Raw genomic sequence first — 16,346 nt, forward strand, 5'->3', positions numbered from 1 at the left:
CACCAGCCCCGCCACGATGAACGCCACGGATGCGAGCGCGAACCACGGCGTCGCGCGCGCGGCGAAGCGTTCGAAACGGTGCGGGGAGGCGAAGCGGAACCAGTTCATGGGCGCTATTCCATCGAGATGCGCAAGGCGGCCGCGCTGGCCCACGGGCACAGCCAGAGCGCAACGCACAGCGCCGCCGCGAGCAGCGAGAAATTCGCGCTGGACCAGGCGGCGCTCGCGGCGGGATCGGCCGCGCCGACGCCGAACACGAGCACCGGCACGTAGAGCGGCAGGATCAACAGCGCGAGCACGACGTGGCCGCCGCGCACGCCGAGCGTGAGCGCCGCGCCCATCGAGCCGATCAGCGACAAGAGCGGCGTGCCGATCAGAAGCGACGCCATGAGCATGACGACGGTGCGTCCATCGAGCCCGTATTCGAGCGCGACGACCGGCGCGAGCACGACGAGCGCGAGGCCCGTCGTGATCCAGTGCGCGGCGATCTTTCCGAGCACGATGCCCGCGAGCGGCTGCGGCGACAGCAGCATCTGTTCGAGCGCACCGCTTGCGAAATCGTTGCTGAAGAGCTGGCCCGCGGACAGGAGCGCCGCGAATAGCGCCGTAACCCACAGCACGCCCGGCGCGATCGCGTGCAGCAGCTTCGGATCGGGACCGATGCCGAGCGGAAACAGGCTCGACGCCAGCACGAAGAACAGCAGCACGGAGAGCGTCACCGTGCGCGAGCGCCAGTTGAGGATCAGTTCGCGGCGGATCACCTGAAGCACGATCATGCCGCGCTCCGTTCGAGGTGCAGATGCCGCGCGCGCGTGACATCGACTGCGAGCGGGCGATGCGTCGTCGCGACGAGCATGCCGCCTTCGCGCAGATGATCGTCGATGCAGGCGGCGAACCAGAGCGCGCCCGCGTCGTCGATGGCTTCGGTGGGTTCGTCGAGCAGCCAGAGCGGCTTCTTTGCGAGCACGAGGCGCGCGAGCGCGACGCGCCGTCTTTGCCCTTGCGACAAACGGTTCAGGCGCGCGTGCATGAGCGGCAGCACGCCGGCGCGGTCGAGCACGTTGCGTTCATCGGCATGCGCACCGTTCGCGCCGAGCCAAGCCGCAAAGCGGAGATTCTCCGCGACCGTCAGCTCGCCGTTGAAGCCATCCGCATGGCCGAGCCAGGCGAGCTCGCGCCGAAAGCGCGCGGGATCGTCGCGCACGTTCGCGCCGCGCCACGACACACTGCCCGCGGCGGGCGGCAGCAAGCCCGCGAGCGCGGCGATCAGCGAACTCTTGCCGCTGCCGTTCGCGCCGTGGATCAGGAGCGCCGCGCCGTCATCGACGCAAAAATCCACGCCGGCCACGATGGTGCGGCTGCCGCGCATCACGTCGAGTTGCCGGGCGCTCAGCATCGAGGTTTCCTCTCAGTCGATAGCGTCGTGGGGGCGTGGCTCACTTGCGCTTGGACTTCTCCATTTCCTCGGCTTTCACCATGTTCGGCAATTCATGCGCGATGCCCTTGTGGCAGTCGATGCACGTCTTCTCGCCCGTCTCCAGAAAACGCTGATGCGCTTCCTGCGCGCGCGGACTCTGGCGCGTGAAATCCATGTACTGGAACGAATGGCAGTTACGGCATTCGAGCGAATCGTTCGCCTTGAAGCGCGCCCATTCGTGCTCGGCCAGTTCGAGCCGCTTGTCGAGAAACTTTTCGCGCGTGTTCACCGTGCCGAAGACTTTCGCCCACACTTCCTTCGACGCCTGCATCTTGCGGGCGATCTTGTCCGTCCAGTTATGCGGAACGTGACAGTCCGAGCACTTCGCGTGCACGCCGGTGCGGTTGCTGAAGTGAATCGTGTTCTTCAGTTCGGCATAGGTGTTGTCGCGCATCTCGTGGCAGCCCGTGCAGAAGACTTCGGTGTTGGTGAGCTCCATCGCCGTGTTGAAGGCGCCCCAGAAGATCACGCCCGCGACGAAGCCGCCCAGCGTCAGAAAGCCGAGGCTGTAATACAGGCTCGGCCTTCGAATGGTGGTCCAGTAGCGCTTGATCAGTTCGCGCATGATGATTCTTTATTTCTTGGGTTGGCTCTTGGACGCCGGCTGCTTGATATCCTCGACGGCGACGAACGTATTGCCGATCAGCAACTTGGTATCCGCTTGCGGAACGTGACATTGCGTGCAGAAGTAGCGGCGCGGCGACAGATGTCCCGACACCATGCCGTCGCGATCGATGTAATGCGACACCGCAACCGGCACCGCGCCGCTCTCTTCCGCGCGGCTGCGCGCGTGACAGGCGAGACAGCGGTTCGCGTTCTTGTCGAGCTGATAGTTGTCGATCTTGTGCGGGATCGTCGGCGGCTGCTGCGCGTAGTTGAGCCCGCGGATCACATCCTTGTTTTCGGTCGGCGCGATGAGCGGCGCCTTCGGCTCCTCGTTGAGCGGGGTCGTGCCGCGCAGCGAGTCGTGAAACGGCAGGTCCGGCACCGTGGGCTGCGCGATCGCGAGCGCGGCAAGCCCGGCGAGCGAGGCGATGACGAGGGCGAAGAACGTGCGCATGGCGTGCTCCTAGACCCTGACGATCTTGACCGCGCACTTCTTGAAGTCGGTCTGGAACGAGATCGGATCGGTGGCGTCGAGCGTCACTTTGTTGATGAGCTGGCTCGCATCGAACCACGGCACGAACACGAGGCCGCGCGGCGGCTTGTCGCGCCCGCGCGTCTCGATGCGCGTGCGCATCTCGCCGCGCCGCGAGATCACGCGCACTTCGACGCCGCGCCGGATGCCGAGCGCTTTCGCGTCGTCGGGATGCATGAAGCACACCGCGTTCGGAAACGCGCGATAGAGCTCGGGCACGCGCCGCGTCATCGATCCGGAGTGCCAGTGTTCCAGCACGCGGCCGGTCGCGAGCCAGAACGGATACTCCTTGTCCGGCGACTCGGCGGGCGGCTCGTAAGGCAGCGCATAGATCACCGCGCGGCCGTCCGGATTGCCGTAGAACTGCCAGCCGGTGCCCGCCTTCACGTAAGGATCGGAGCCTTCCTTATAGCGCCTGAGCGTTTCCTTGCCGTTCACCACGGGCCAGCGCAGCCCGCGCGCCTTGTGATAGTCGTCGAACGGGGCGAGATCGTGGCCGTGTCCGCGGCCGAAGCTCGCGTACTCTTCGAACAGTCCTTTCTGGATGTAGAAGCCGAACGCCTTGGCTTCGTCGTTGCGATACTTCACGTCTTCCTGCGACGCCGGGAACTTGTCGACCTGGCCGTTGCGGTACAGCACGTCGTAGAGCGTCTTGCCCTTGTACTCCGGCTTCTTGGCGATAAGCTCGGCGGGCCACACCTCTTCGACCTTGAAGCGCTTCGAGAACTCGACGATCTGCCACAGGTCCGAACGCGCGTCGCCGGGCGCGCTCACGAGTTGATGCCAGAACTGCGTGCGGCGCTCGGCGTTGCCATACGCGCCTTCCTTCTCGACCCACATCGCCGAGGGCAGGATCATGTCGGCCGCGACCGCCGTGACGGTCGGATACACATCCGAGACGACAACGAAATTCGACTCCTTGCGATACCCCGGCAGCCCTTCGTTATTGATGTTCGCGCCGGCCTGCATGTTGTTGTTGACCATCACCCAGTAGGCGTTGAGCTTGCCGTCGTGCAGCATGCGGTTTTGCAGCACGGCGTGAAAGCCCGGCTTGTCGGGAATCGTTCCCGCCGGCAGCTTCCAGATGTGTTCCGCTTCCTCGCGATGCTTGGGGTTGGTCACGACCATGTCGGCGGGCAGGCGATGCGAGAACGTCCCCACTTCGCGCGCCGTGCCGCACGCGGAGGGTTGTCCGGTCAGCGAGAAGGGGCTGTTGCCCGGCGTCGAGATCTTGCCCGTCAGGAGGTGCAGGTTGTAGACCATGTTGTTGGCCCACGTGCCGCGCGTGTGCTGATTGAAGCCCATCGTCCAGAAAGACACGACTCTCGTCTTCGGGTCCGCGTACAACTCCGCCAACTGATCGAGCTTTGCCTTGGGCACGCCCGAGAGCTTCGTCACGTAGGCCGCGTCGTAGCGCGACACGAACTTCGCGAAATCGTCGAAGGTGATTGGCTGCGAGCCGTTCGGGTCGTTCGCGTTCTTCGCCGCCTTCTGCAGCGGATGATCGGGCCGCAGCCCATAACCGATATCCGTATTGCCCTTCTTGAACACCGTGTGCTTCTCGACGAACTCCTTGTTCACCTTGCCGTTCTTGATGATGTAGTTCGCGATGTAATTCATGATCGCGAGATCGGTCTGCGGCGTGAAGATGATGGTTTCATCGGCGAGATCGAACGAGCGGTGCTCGAACGTGGAGAGCGTAACCACGCGCACGTTCGGGTCCGAGAGCCGCCGCCCCGTGACGCGCGTCCACAGCACCGGATGCATCTCGGCCATGTTCGAGCCCCACAGCACGAAGGCATCGGTTTCCTCGATGTCGTCGTAACAACCCATCGGCTCGTCCATGCCGAAGGTGCGCATGAAGCCGGTCACGGCGGAGGCCATGCAGTGCCGCGCGTTCGGATCGATGTTGTTGCTGCGAAAGCCCGCCTTCATGAGCTTGACGCCGGCGTAGCCTTCCCACACCGTCCATTGTCCCGAGCCGAACATTCCGACGGCGGTCGGCCCTTTCTCCTTCAGCACGCGCTTGAACTGCTCGGCCATCACGTTGAACGCGGTGTCCCACGATACCGGCGCGAACTCGCCGTTCTTGTCGAACTTGCCGCCCTTCATGCGCATGAGCGGCGTGGTCAGGCGGTCCTGGCCGTACATGATCTTCGAGAGGAAATAGCCCTTTACGCAGTTCAGCCCGCGATTGACTTCCGCCTGCGGGTCCGCCTGCGTCGCGACGACGCGATTGGCCTTCACGCCGACGACCACGCCGCATCCCGTGCCGCAGAAGCGGCAGGGCGCCTTCGACCAGGCGATGTCGTCGCTTTGCGCAACGGCTTCCATGCCGGGCAGCGTGATGCCCGCGGAGGCGGCCGCTGTCGCCGCGGCCGTCTGCTTAATGAACGCGCGACGAGTCAGTTTCATCGGCGATGTCCTCGTTCAACGAATCGGCATGCTCGTGATGCTGATAGACGAGCGCGGTGCTTACGACATCGGCAATCGCCTGAACCGCGTGCAATTGCTCCGCAACGTAGGACGAGCGGTCCCCTTCGAGCGTAAGGACGATCTTGCCGTCGGCGCTGGCGCCGTGCACCTGAGCGCCTGGCAGCGCGGCGAGCGCATGCATGACGTGCTGCAGTGCTTCTATACGCGCGTATACAACGACCCCGGCGATGTGAAACTCGCAAGACGTGTCCGTCTTGTCGCCGTAGCGGTCGTTGTTATCGACGGGCATGGGCTCCATTTAATTGAAATAGTCGCGACGCTCGTTAATGATGTGGCGGGCCGCCAATCAGCATTTGATAAAACCAGACCGCGAATCCGTAGCCAGCGATGATCATGACCGTGAGCACGGGAACCATGACGACGGTCAGAAACAAAAAGCTGCGCAACTCTTCGGACTTGCGTAGTTCGTCTTTTTCATCCATTGGGCGCATCGGATCTCGGGTTGGCATTGTGGGATGGCCAGCACGAAGGACGATTCATTGTTGGCAGATGGAATGCATCTTTTCAAGTCAAATATGACGATGCTCGCGCCCATCTCGCGTAATGATTTATTGAATGCGTCGCGTATCGTTTCGTCTTTTGAAACGAATCCGAAGCGAATGAATGTCGCGTGTAATTCAGCGTTTCGTTTATTCCACTGCGCTTTAGGCGTGATCCGAAATTCCTTCGAGGCTTGCGTTTCTAGAATGCGTGCACCTTCACTACCGCGCGCCACGACTCATGCCGACCAGACTCGAATTCTCAACACCCGAAGGACGTATCTCGCTGCCGATCGACGACGTCCAGTTCATGGCTTACGACGCCGGCGAACTCGCCATGCATTCGACGCGCGATTTCGTCGAGCGCATGCAATCGATGGGCCTCGGTGAACTCGCCGAAAGCTATGCGCGTTTTCAGGCGCAAAACGCGGTGTCGCTGATGGAGCTTCGCGAGGCGCGCGAAGACGCCGAGGCGCTACTCACGCGCAAGGAAGAATGCGATGTGATCGCAGACCGGCTGATGCCGCGTCTCGAAGCGCTGCGCGAAACGGTTGCGCAAACGCAGGCCGGCATGCGCGAGAACATGGAGCGGCTGGCGGCGCTTTCGGCCGCGTGTGACTATGCGTTGCATCAGATTCCCGGTTATCGGCCGCCGGTGCGTGGCGTTTGCTGATCCGGAAAAAAGCTTCGCTTTGCTAATCAAGCAAGCGTCTGGTGTTGCAAGGCCTTCATGCCGAAGCGTTGCTGGATGAAATTCTCCAGCACGAGACGCAAATCCGTTTCGCGCGGCCGCGTGCCCCAGCGGCTGTTGCCCGCCACCGACGCCACCATGAACCACGAATGCGGTGGAAACAGTTCAACGCGTAAAAGTCCGCGCTCGGAAATTCTGAGGCGCCCCGTATCGATATGGAATTCGGCGCTCACCGCGCCCTCCGGCATATCGATGCTCACCGTGATTGCCTTCGCCTTCATTGTCTAGCTCTCTCCAGGTCGCATGAGTCGCAAGCAGGCGCCGGGCGCGCGAGCCGCCCGGCGCCGCGCGAAAAGAGTCGTCGTCTCCGCGCGCATTACAAGCATAAGACGCGCATCCATCGTCGGACAATCCCGCTTGAGCGGGGAGCCATACGTAGGGCGCACGATTGTCAAATTCTGCAAGAACGCGATAAACGCGCGGTCGATTCGGCAGAGATCGCTTCAAAGGCATACAGTAGCGGCGTTGCACATCGCCGCCAAAGTATCGGCGCGATCGGCAAGTCGCTTGCAACGCGCTGGGCAATGACAGTGAATGCGTGTTCGCTGTCGCACACAAACCAATCATCTTGCATGTGTCATCAACCGCGCTTGTTCCTTTGGAGCAAGCGCTGGTCCTGTTCACACCGATTCGAATCAAAAGAAAGGAAGCAAACCATGCTGAAAGCGTATTCCTATGCCGCATCGGCAGCCGACAAGCCGCTCGGTCCGCTCGAGATCCAGCGCCGCGATGTCGGCCCGAACGATGTGCGCATCGACATTCTGTTCTGCGGCGTGTGCCACTCCGACCTGCACATGGCGCGCAACGAATGGGGCGGCTCGAACTATCCGGTCGTGCCGGGCCATGAGATCGTCGGGCGTGTCGTCGAGGTCGGCGCGGATGTGACGAAGTTCAAGGCCGGCGATCTCGCGGGCGTCGGCTGCATGGTCGATTCGTGCCGCGTGTGCGCGTCCTGCCAGGAAGGACTCGAACAGTTCTGCGACGGTCCCGCGAGCTTCACGCAAACCTACAACTCACCGGACGCGAAGTCGGGCGGTTTCACGGCGGGCGGCTATTCGACGGCCATCGTCGTCGATGAGGCGTTCACGCTGCGCATCCCCGGCAATCTCGACCCGGCGGCGGTCGCGCCGTTGCTGTGCGCGGGCATCACGACGTATTCGCCGCTGCGTCACTGGAACGTGCAAAAAGGGCAGAAGGTCGGCATCGTCGGCCTGGGCGGACTCGGGCACATGGGCGTGAAGATCGCCGCCGCGATGGGCGCGCATGTCGTGCTCTTCACGACGTCGCCGGGCAAGATCGACGACGCCAAACGTCTCGGCGCGCATGAAGTCGTGATTTCGAAAGATGCGGACCAGATGGCGGCGCACGCCAATACTTTCGATTTCATTCTGAACACGGTCGCCGCGTCGCACGATCTCGATCAGTTCATGGCGCTGTTGAAGCGTGACGGCACCATGACGCTCGTCGGCGCGCCGGAGCATCCGCATCCGTCGCCTTCGGTGATGAACATGATCTTCAAGCGCCGCTCGCTGGCCGGCTCGCTCATCGGCGGGATTGCGGAAACGCAGGAGATGCTCGATTTCTGCGGCAAGCACGGCATCACGTCCGACATCGAGATGATCCGCATGGACGAAATCAACCACGCCTACGAGCGCATGTTGAAGAGCGACGTGAAGTACCGCTTCGTGATCGACATGGCGACGCTGGAAAGCTGAGCGTGAAATGCGCCGGTGGAGTCTTGCCGGCGCCTCAAACTCTGGGCAATTTCGCCGCGATGACGTAAAAATTCCTGAAACCGGATAGACAAAAACTCAGCAAAGCTTCTCGTTAGACTTTTTTACACTTTAGTTGATTGGTGGTTCTAAGCGCCTGAATACAATCGGGATTGTTAAAGATTGTGTACCAGTCGGGCCATGCATACAAAGAAAAAAACGATCCTTTCCATATTCGGAACGCGGCCGGAAGCCATCAAGATGGCGCCGCTCGTGAAGGCTCTGGAGGCGGAGCCGAATGTTCGCTCGGTAGTTTGCGTGACGGGCCAGCACCGTTCGATGCTGCAACAGGTCCTCGACCTGTTCGACATCAAGCCTCATTACGATCTCGCGGTGATGTCGGAAAACCAGAGCCTGAACGGTCTGGCTTCGCGGCTGATCGCGTCCATCGACGAGGCCATCGAGAAGGAAGAGCCCTGCCGCGTGCTCGTGCACGGCGACACGACCACGGCGACCTCCGCCGCGCTCGCCGCGTTTCATCGCCGCGTGCCGGTCGCCCACGTCGAGGCGGGCTTGCGCACTGGCGACATGCACAGCCCGTGGCCGGAGGAGATGAACCGGCGCGTCGTCGATGTCGTTAGCGATCTCATGTTCGTGCCGACGCCGCGCTCGCGAGACAACCTCGCGAAGGAAGGGGTGCACGGACGAACGTTCGTCACCGGCAACACGGTGATCGACGCGCTGCTTGCCGTAAAAAGGCGCATCGATTCGAACCACCTTTTGCGCGCATCGCTCGATGCGCGCTTGCCGTTTCTCGACCCGGCGAAAAAGCTCGTGCTCGTCACCGGGCATCGGCGCGAGAGCTTCGGCGAGGGACTGCGCAATATCTGCACGGCGCTCGCGGAGATCGGCAAGCGCCGTGACGTGCAGATCGTCTATCCGGTGCATCTGAATCCGAACGTGCAGGCGACGGTGGTCGGCGCGCTCGGCGATGCGCCGAACGTGTTCCTGACCGAGCCGCAGGACTACATGGGTTTCGTGCGGCTGCTGGAGCGCGCGACGCTCGTCCTGACCGACTCCGGCGGCGTGCAGGAAGAAGCGCCGGCGCTCGGCAAGCCCGTGCTCGTGATGCGCGACGTCACCGAGCGCCCCGAAGCCATCGACGCGGGCACGGCGCAACTCGTCGGCACGAATAGCGACGCGATCGTCTGCGCGGTGAATCTGCTGCTCGACGACGAAGACGCCTGCGCGTCGTTCTCCCGCAATGCCAACCCGTACGGCGACGGGCAGGCTTCGGCGCGCATCGTCGCCGCGCTCGCGGGCCGGCCGTTCGAGGAATTCAGGCCCGGCGTCCTGCGCGCGGCGAACGATGCGCCGTGGGCCTGGCGCGAGGCGTTCGCATAAGCGTCTCATCCGTCCGCCGGGCGGACTGCATCGCGGCCCGCAGCCGCGATGCGATATTCCGAGTCATCCAATTTGATCAACGACATCTTCGAGCGGCGCGGCCCGCGTGCCGTCCTCGCTTCATGCGCCGCGTGCGCTGTGCTGCTCTTCGGCTCGCCGGCCGCGGTCTTCGGCGCGTCGTCCGCGGATAGCGGCATCCCCGGCGCGTTCGCCCGGCTCGGGCTCGACACGCAGGAATCGCGCACGGTGACGCTGCGCCAACTCGGGCTGCTCGAAAGCGTCACGCTCAACGCGCCCGATACGCGCCGCGAATTCTTCCTGCCCGTGCCCGCGGGCGTGCCGATCAGCGATGCCACGCTGCAGTTCGACGGCGGCTACGTGCGTGGCGACGGCGGTCGCGAGACGATGCTGCTTTCCCTCGACGGCTCGCCCGTGCTCGCGCGCGCGTTCACGCAGGACGCGGGCGGCGTCTCGGCGAATCTCGGCGTGGACGGCGCGCCGCGCCCGAACGGCTTCGTGCGGCTCGGCCTCGGCTTCGCCTCGGTCGTGAGCCAGACGGAGTGCGCCGATCAGACGGCGATCGGCAACGTGCTGCGCGTCGATCCGACCACACGCCTCACGTTCCGCTTCAATCCCGCCGACGTGCGCGACCTGCGCACCGCGTGGAGCGCGTTGCCGTACGCGCCAGTGCTGGCGGTGTCCGACGGCAAGCTTTCGGCGGGCGCATTCGACACCGCCTGGCGCATCGACGCGCTGCTGCAGCGCGACGGCAAGCGGCCCGTGATGCAGGCGCTGCCGGCGGTCGGCGAGACGGCGGACCTGACGGGCGTGGACGTGCCCGCGCCGCTGCGCGCCATTCCGGCATTCGCGGCGCTCGCCGCCGGCGGCCGCCACGCGATCGCCGACGACGCCGAGCTCGGCGCGCTGCTGGCGCTCGCGCCGCGCGCGGCGTTCGGCCCGGACGTGATCGTCGCCGACGAGACGATGCGGCGGCGCATCGATGGCGCGCTCGACGCGCTGCGCGCGCAAATCGCGAACGCGGCCAACGACGCGCTGCCCGCGTTCGACGCGTGGCGCCAGCGCAGCGCGGCGCAACTGACCGAGCCGCTCGCGGCGGGCGAGACGCGCGTCGCGCATGTCGGCGGGCGCGCGCTGATCGTGGTCGGCGATGCGCGCGGCATCGGCGCGCTCGCGCAGGGCTTTCGACCCATCGACGTGTCGAACCGCGTGATCGTGCATCGCATCGACCTTGCGCAGCCGGCGCGCGGCGACACCATCGCGCTGGCCGATCTCGGCGGCGATCCGCGCAGCATCGACGTGCAGACCGCCGCGTCGTGGGGCGCGCGCTTCGATCTCGCGGCGGCGTCGGGCAACGGCCGGCTGCCGGAGCAGGTCGTGCTCGATCTCGCGGCGTCGCCGACGCTTTCCAACGGCGGCGCGACCGCCACGGTGTATTTCAACGACGTGATGATCGGCGCGAAGCTCATCAATGTCGATGGCGCGCGCCAGCGTCTCGTCGCGCCGATTCCGCGCTACGCGCTCGCGCGCACCAACGACTTGCGCGTGACCTTCCGCCGCCAGGCCGATGCGGGCTGTCAGGCGCGTCAGACGTATCCGGTCGCCGTGCTGCCGTCGAGCCATTTGCGTCTCGGCACCGCGACGCCCGACGACACGTTCGCGGGCATGGCGGCGCGCTATGCGTCGTCGGCGACGGTGTACGTGCCGCGCGCCTATCTCGACGACGCGCTGAACGCCGTCCCGCGCCTCGCCGTGCTGACGGGCGCGATGGGCATCGCGCCGGTCTCGGCCAAATTCGCGGTGACGGGCGCGCAGGACACGGCGCAGCCCGACGGCCCGTTCCTCGCCGCCGACGTCAGGCTCGCCGACGAAAAGAACCCCGCCGCCTATTCGGCCGAGCGGCTCGTGCTGACCGCACCGAACGGCGATACGCTGCTCGATATGTCGGGCCTCTCGCGCGTCGCGGTCGTGAGCGTGGCGAGCGCGGGCGGGCAGAGCGGCGTCGTGTACCGGTCGGCGGGGGCGGCGCCCGTGCTGACCGACAAGCTGCAGCTTTCGCGCGGCAACATCGCCGTCGTCGGCGAAAGCGGCGTGCTGCGCCAGTTCGATACCGCCGATCCGCAAGCGCTGACCGACGAACCCGCGACGAGCACCGACTGGGTCACACGGCACTGGGCGCGCTGGGGCATTCCGGCGGTGCTCGTCGTGCTGCTGCTCGCGCTGATCGCGCTCGCGGGACACGCGCGCCGACGACATCGCAAGGCGCGCGAAGGCGGCGAGGATCGCGGGTGATGCCGGAAGCACTCAGATGGTACGGCGAGATTCTGCTTGCCCAGTACTATCAGGGACTGGAATACGTGGCCGCGACGGTCGCGGCCATCATCCTGCTTTCGAGCCTGGACGATCTGTTCATCGACATCTGGTACTGGACGCGCAAGTGCTGGCGGCGCATGACGGTGGAGCGCCGTTACGCGCCGCTCACCGTCGAGCAGCTTTATGCGCGCGACGAGCAGCCCATCGCGATCATGGTGCCCGCGTGGCGCGAGGACGACGTGATCGCCGCGATGATCGAAGACCTCGTGCGCGTGCTCGACTATCGCGCATACACGGTGTTCGTCGGCACGTATCAGAACGATGCCGCGACGATTCGCGAAGTGGAGCGCATGCGGCATCGCTACAAGCATCTGCATCGCGTGGAAGTGCCGCACGACGGTCCGACCTGCAAGGCCGACTGCCTCAACTGGCTCGTGCAGGCGATCCTGCATTACGAGTTCGAAGCCGGCATCGAATTCGCGGGCATCGTGATGCACGACAGCGAAGACGTGCTGCACCCCGTCGAACTCAAGTTCTTCAACTATCTCCTGCCGCGCAAGGACATGATCCAGTTGCCGGTGGCGTCGCTCGAACGGCACTGGTTCGAGCTCGTCGCGGGCACCTACATGGACGAGTTCGCGGAATGGCATGCGAAGGATCTCGTCGTGCGCGAAAGTCTCGCGGGCGCGGTGCCGTCGGCGGGCGTGGGTACGTGCTTCTCGCGCCGCGCGATCCTCGCGCTCGTCGATGAGACGCAGCAGCAGCCGTTCAACACTGAAAGTCTCACGGAAGATTACGACATCGGCACGCGCATCACGAGGCTCGGCATGCAGTCGATCTTTCCGCTCTTCCCCGTCGAATTCACGACGCGCCGCAAGGGCTGGTTCGGCCTCGGCCCCGAGCGCGAGATTCGCATGACGATGCCGCTTTGCGTGCGCGAATTTTTCCCCGATACCTTTCGCACCGCCTACCGGCAGCGCGCGCGCTGGACGCTCGGCATCGGCCTGCAGGGCTGGGCGCTCACCGGCTGGAGCGGGTCGCTGGCGAATCGCTATCTCTTGATGCGCGACCGCAAGGGCGTCGTGACGGCGTTCGTCGGCATGCTCGCGTATCTGCTCGCCGTGCAGTTCATGCTGTTCGCGACGGCGTCGTATTTCGGACTCGCGAAGGACTTCTTTCCGTCGCCGTTCATCGATTCGGCATGGCTTCAGGCGCTGCTCGTCGCAAACTCGGTCGCGCTCGTGCTGCGCGTCACGCAGCGCATTGTCTTCACGACGCGGCTCTACGGCTGGGAGCACGGCGTGTTGTCGGTGCCGCGCATGGTGATCGGCAACGTCATCAATTTCATGGCGGTGGCGCGCGCGTGGCGGCTTTTCATCGTGCATGTGACGACGGGGCGGCGGCTCGCGTGGGACAAGACGATGCACGATTTCCCGAGCAACGACGGCCTGCGCGACACGCGGCAGGAACTCGGCGACCTGCTCGTTTCGTGGCAGGCGATCGATCCGGAGCGGCTCGAAGAAGCGCGCCGCACCGATCACGCGCGCGAAGCGCCGATCGGCCGCGTGCTCATCACCCGCGGCTGGCTCGACGAGGAAACGCTCGCGGAAGCCATCGCGTTTCAGGCCGATTTGCCGCGCGGACGCTTCGGCGCGGCGCGCATGGATGCGACGAGCGTCGCGACGCCCGACACGCTCGTGCGGCTGCGCGCGCTGCCGCAGGGCGTCGATGCGAACGGCCACGCCGTGTTCATCTGCGCGAGCCTGCTCGACGATGCATCGCTCGCCGAGTTGCGCGAGGCGTCGGGCCGCGCGGTCGCGCTGCATATCGTGCGCGAGAGCGAGATCGCGGCGGGGCTGCGCATGCTGCGCGCGGCCGGCATGGCGGTCTTCACGAGCGATGCGGCAGACGATGAATCGCCCTCGCTCGACGATGCCGACGCCGCGCGCGGCGTGCCGCTGCTCGGCGACATCATGATCGAGATGGGGCTCGTCACGCGCGGCGCGTTCGAGGCGGCGTTGCGCCACTATCGGCCGGAGCGGCATGGGCGCATCGGCGATTACATGGTGGCGGAGCGGATCATCACGCCCGGCGCGCTGACCGCCGCGATCGCGGAGCAGCGCCGCCGCTATCTCGCGCGAGCGGGAATCAGATGACGCCGCGCCATGCCGCCGCCGCGGCGCTGTGCCTGTGCGCGACCCTCGCCGCGCGCGCCGACGAAACCTTGCCGCTGCCGTTGAGCGGCCCGGCGTATCGCGTCGCGCGCGAGGCGTTCGCGGCCTACGACGCGCACCGTTATGCCGATGCCATCGCCGGCGCGCGCGAAGCGATTCGCCAGCGCCCGGACGTCGCCGATCTGCGTCTGCTGCTCGCCAATTCGCTCGCCGCGCGCGGCCGTCTGAAGGACGCGAGCCGCGCGCTTGCCGACGCCATCGCGCAACTCGGTCCGCTGCCGGCGCTGACCGCGCGGCGCAGGCAGCTCGACGTGCTGATCGCCTCGGGCGGCGCGGGCGGCGGCGTGCCCAGCGATGTGCCCGAACCCGCGCTTTCGGCCGCGCGCGCCGCGTATCGCGCGTATGCGAAAAAGGATTACGCGGCGGCGGCCGCCGAAAGCCGCGAAGCGGTGCGCCTCGCTCCGCAGGCCGCGCGCTTGCGCATGCTGCTGATCGACTCCCTCGCCGCATCCGGCGACGATGCCGCCGCGTACGACGCCGTCATCGACGCGCAGCAGCGTTTCGGCGACAGCGAGGGCTTGCGCGAGCGCAGGCGCTTCATCGGCGACCGGCTTGCGCCCGCGGAATCGAAAGCGGCGTATGCGGCGCGCGCGCGCGGCGACATGGACGCGGCGCAGCGGTTCGCGAGCCGGGCGGTCGCGTATGCGCCGGAACGCGCGGATTTCCGCATGCAGTGGATCGAGATCCTGTTCGCGCGCGGCGATCTCGCGGGCGTGGAAAACGCGACGCGCGATGCCGATGACGCACTCACGCGCGCGCTGCACGGCTATGCGCGCGCGGCGCGCGGCGCCGATCCGGATGCCGATTTTGCCCGCGCGCTCGACCTTGCACAGCCGGCCCGCGATGCACGTGCGGCAAGCGTAGCGCGCACCATCATCGCGGACGTGCGGCTCGCACAGGGCAATCCGCAAGCCGCGCTCGATGCGCTGCCGCGTGTCGATACGCCCACGCCCGACGATACCGACGCCGCCGTCATCCTGCGGCGTCATCGCGCGGAAAAGATGCTGCGCATGGGCGCGGCGCAAGCGTCGCAAATCGATCCGCAAGCGCGGCCGACGTTCGAATGCCGTGAAGACCGGTTCGGCGCATCGTGCGATGTCTACGCGCACGATCCCGCGCTCGCCGCGACCCGCGAAGCGCGGCTTGCCGAGCGGCGCGGCGATCGCACGGCGGCGATCGGCTACTGGCGCACGGCGGTGACGGAAGCGCCCGACGATCCGCAGCCGCGCATCGCGCTCATCGATGCGCTCGCCGCGACGGGCCGCACGCGCGAGGCGTCGAACGAGGCGCGCGCGCTCATCGACGCGAATCTGCTCGATTCGATGAGCGACACGCAGGCGGCGTTCATCGCGCGCCGCGCGGGCGACAATGCGCTCGCGCTCGATTACTTCGCGCGCGCCGAACGCGGCGGCACGCTGCCCGCATCCGCCCAGGCCGACGCGGGCTATGCCGCGCTGAGTCTGCATCGCAACGACGAGGGCGCGCGCTATCTGGAACACGCGATCGATCACGACGACGCCACGCTGACGCCGCAAGCCCTGAGCGACGCACGCGCGGCCCACGCCGAAGCGACGCGCAACTGGGGTTTCAGCGCGACGGTGAACTATCGCGGCAACGGTGCGCAGCAGGGTTTCGCGTTCGCGCCGACGCCTGGCCTGTCGAACAACTGGCAGGCGGGCGTGGAGGCGTACTGGCGTCCGTTCGGCAGTCTTGGCGACCGCATGTTCGAGGTCTACGCGCGCGGCTACGAGAATTTCGGCGTGGCGGGCGGCGGCCCGTCGGGCGTATCGACCTTGCAGGCGGCGATCGGCGCGCGCGTAAAGCCGTTCGCCTCGGCGAATGCGATTTTCGCCATCGAACGAATCGTGCCGATTGGCGCGGACGTGCGCTCGGACTGGCTCGCGCGCGCCGCGTATTCCAACGGTTTCGGCGACACGCGCCGCCTCGACGTGCCGGACTGGTGGACCGGCACGGTCTACGGCGAAGCGGGGCATTACATCGTGAACGATTCGACCTACGCGACGGCGAACGCGCGTCTGGGCCGCACCTGGCGCGTCGATGCGCTGAGCCCGCGCCTGACGGTGTTTCCGCACGCCGTCATCGGCATGGACTACGATTCGGCGGTCGATCACAGCGTGCCGCTCGGCATCGGCGCGGGTGTGGCGGCGCGCTGGTGGTTTCGCGGCGGCCCGTACGACGCGCCGCGCTCGTTCGTCGATGTGTCGGTGCAGTACCGCTTTCGTCTCGCCGGCGACGAGCGCGCGCGAGGCGTGTTCTTCGGCGCGGTATTCTCGTACTGATGATGCGTTCGCTCCTTTCCTCGT

General features: G+C 65.9%; 14 protein-coding genes. 6 read left to right on the forward strand and 8 right to left on the reverse strand.

The features are described 5' to 3' along the window. Positions 1 to 113 precede the first annotated feature (113 nt). Genes ccmB through napE form a run of 7 tightly spaced genes read right to left on the reverse strand, consistent with a single transcriptional unit; the run spans position 114 to position 5,533 of the window. Complete coding sequence (ccmB, locus tag AWB70_RS12685; protein WP_014252799.1) at positions 114 to 776, reverse strand: heme exporter protein CcmB; 663 nt, start codon at positions 774 to 776, stop codon at positions 114 to 116. Next, the gene (gene ccmA / locus AWB70_RS12690; protein ID WP_053571675.1) at positions 773 to 1,396 is read right to left on the reverse strand and encodes a cytochrome c biogenesis heme-transporting ATPase CcmA; all 624 of its coding nucleotides are present in this window, start codon (positions 1,394 to 1,396) and stop codon (positions 773 to 775) included. Before ccmA ends, ccmB begins: the two co-directional genes overlap by 4 nt. Positions 1,397 to 1,436: 40 nt before the next feature. Continuing rightward, positions 1,437 to 2,042, reverse strand: a complete 606-nt coding sequence (locus tag AWB70_RS12695; protein WP_014252797.1) for a NapC/NirT family cytochrome c — start codon at positions 2,040 to 2,042, stop codon at positions 1,437 to 1,439. Between the two features lie 9 nt (positions 2,043 to 2,051). Then, positions 2,052 to 2,537, reverse strand: a complete 486-nt coding sequence (locus AWB70_RS12700; RefSeq protein WP_045461673.1) for a nitrate reductase cytochrome c-type subunit — start codon at positions 2,535 to 2,537, stop codon at positions 2,052 to 2,054. Between the two features lie 9 nt (positions 2,538 to 2,546). Further along, positions 2,547 to 5,030, reverse strand: a complete 2,484-nt coding sequence (gene napA / locus AWB70_RS12705; RefSeq protein ID WP_053571674.1) for a periplasmic nitrate reductase subunit alpha — start codon at positions 5,028 to 5,030, stop codon at positions 2,547 to 2,549. Then, entirely contained in the window at positions 5,002 to 5,340 is a 339-nt protein-coding gene (locus tag AWB70_RS12710) for a chaperone NapD (protein WP_063786750.1), read from the reverse strand. The genes napA and AWB70_RS12710 overlap by 29 nt, the downstream gene beginning before the upstream one ends. A gap of 34 nt (positions 5,341 to 5,374) precedes the next feature. Beyond that, positions 5,375 to 5,533 carry a periplasmic nitrate reductase, NapE protein gene (gene napE / locus AWB70_RS12715; RefSeq protein WP_053571672.1) on the reverse strand — a complete coding sequence of 53 codons (159 nt, stop codon included), beginning with the start codon at positions 5,531 to 5,533 and terminating at the stop codon, positions 5,375 to 5,377. 298 nt (positions 5,534 to 5,831) lie between these two features. Here napE and AWB70_RS12720 point away from each other — a divergent pair, with 298 nt between their 5' ends. Next, positions 5,832 to 6,263, forward strand: coding sequence for a hypothetical protein (locus tag AWB70_RS12720; RefSeq protein ID WP_053571671.1), 432 nt, complete (start codon positions 5,832 to 5,834; stop codon positions 6,261 to 6,263). Between the two features lie 26 nt (positions 6,264 to 6,289). On the opposite strand, the gene AWB70_RS12725 is transcribed toward AWB70_RS12720, so the two are convergent. Then, positions 6,290 to 6,562: a hypothetical protein gene (locus AWB70_RS12725; protein ID WP_045461657.1), complete on the reverse strand. Its 273-nt coding sequence runs from the start codon at positions 6,560 to 6,562 to the stop codon at positions 6,290 to 6,292. A gap of 435 nt (positions 6,563 to 6,997) precedes the next feature. Between AWB70_RS12725 and AWB70_RS12730 the strand changes: the two genes are divergently transcribed. The 5 genes from AWB70_RS12730 (at position 6,998) to AWB70_RS12750 (ending at position 16,322) form a co-directional block, all read left to right on the forward strand. Then, positions 6,998 to 8,056 carry an NAD(P)-dependent alcohol dehydrogenase gene (locus AWB70_RS12730; RefSeq protein ID WP_053571670.1) on the forward strand — a complete coding sequence of 353 codons (1,059 nt, stop codon included), beginning with the start codon at positions 6,998 to 7,000 and terminating at the stop codon, positions 8,054 to 8,056. A 198-nt stretch (positions 8,057 to 8,254) separates the two neighbouring features. Then, positions 8,255 to 9,457 (forward strand): non-hydrolyzing UDP-N-acetylglucosamine 2-epimerase, encoded by a 1,203-nt coding sequence (gene wecB / locus AWB70_RS12735; RefSeq protein ID WP_053571669.1) that lies wholly within the window; start codon positions 8,255 to 8,257, stop codon positions 9,455 to 9,457. Between the two features lie 72 nt (positions 9,458 to 9,529). Continuing rightward, a complete protein-coding gene (locus AWB70_RS12740) occupies positions 9,530 to 11,767 on the forward strand; it encodes a cellulose biosynthesis cyclic di-GMP-binding regulatory protein BcsB (RefSeq protein ID WP_053571668.1) in 2,238 nt (745 codons plus the stop codon). Then, a complete protein-coding gene (locus AWB70_RS12745) occupies positions 11,767 to 13,944 on the forward strand; it encodes a glycosyl transferase family protein (protein ID WP_053571667.1) in 2,178 nt (725 codons plus the stop codon). The genes AWB70_RS12740 and AWB70_RS12745 overlap by 1 nt, the downstream gene beginning before the upstream one ends. Then, positions 13,941 to 16,322: an NfrA family protein gene (locus tag AWB70_RS12750; RefSeq protein ID WP_053571666.1), complete on the forward strand. Its 2,382-nt coding sequence runs from the start codon at positions 13,941 to 13,943 to the stop codon at positions 16,320 to 16,322. Before AWB70_RS12745 ends, AWB70_RS12750 begins: the two co-directional genes overlap by 4 nt. Positions 16,323 to 16,346: the final 24 nt, after the last annotated feature.

The sequence above is a fragment of the Caballeronia cordobensis genome, from assembly GCF_001544575.2.
Lineage (GTDB): Bacteria > Pseudomonadota > Gammaproteobacteria > Burkholderiales > Burkholderiaceae > Caballeronia > Caballeronia cordobensis.

Coding starts and splice junctions, on each gene's coding strand:
- ccmB (WP_014252799.1), bottom strand. CDS start 776: ATGATCGTGCTTCAGGTGATCCGCCGCGAACTGATCCTCAACTGGCGC.
- ccmA (WP_053571675.1), bottom strand. CDS start 1,396: ATGCTGAGCGCCCGGCAACTCGACGTGATGCGCGGCAGCCGCACCATC.
- AWB70_RS12695 (WP_014252797.1), bottom strand. CDS start 2,042: ATGCGCGAACTGATCAAGCGCTACTGGACCACCATTCGAAGGCCGAGC.
- AWB70_RS12700 (WP_045461673.1), bottom strand. CDS start 2,537: ATGCGCACGTTCTTCGCCCTCGTCATCGCCTCGCTCGCCGGGCTTGCC.
- napA (WP_053571674.1), bottom strand. CDS start 5,030: ATGAAACTGACTCGTCGCGCGTTCATTAAGCAGACGGCCGCGGCGACA.
- AWB70_RS12710 (WP_063786750.1), bottom strand. CDS start 5,340: ATGCCCGTCGATAACAACGACCGCTACGGCGACAAGACGGACACGTCT.
- napE (WP_053571672.1), bottom strand. CDS start 5,533: ATGGATGAAAAAGACGAACTACGCAAGTCCGAAGAGTTGCGCAGCTTT.
- AWB70_RS12720 (WP_053571671.1), top strand. CDS start 5,832: ATGCCGACCAGACTCGAATTCTCAACACCCGAAGGACGTATCTCGCTG.
- AWB70_RS12725 (WP_045461657.1), bottom strand. CDS start 6,562: ATGAAGGCGAAGGCAATCACGGTGAGCATCGATATGCCGGAGGGCGCG.
- AWB70_RS12730 (WP_053571670.1), top strand. CDS start 6,998: ATGCTGAAAGCGTATTCCTATGCCGCATCGGCAGCCGACAAGCCGCTC.
- wecB (WP_053571669.1), top strand. CDS start 8,255: ATGCATACAAAGAAAAAAACGATCCTTTCCATATTCGGAACGCGGCCG.
- AWB70_RS12745 (WP_053571667.1), top strand. CDS start 11,767: ATGCCGGAAGCACTCAGATGGTACGGCGAGATTCTGCTTGCCCAGTAC.
- AWB70_RS12750 (WP_053571666.1), top strand. CDS start 13,941: ATGACGCCGCGCCATGCCGCCGCCGCGGCGCTGTGCCTGTGCGCGACC.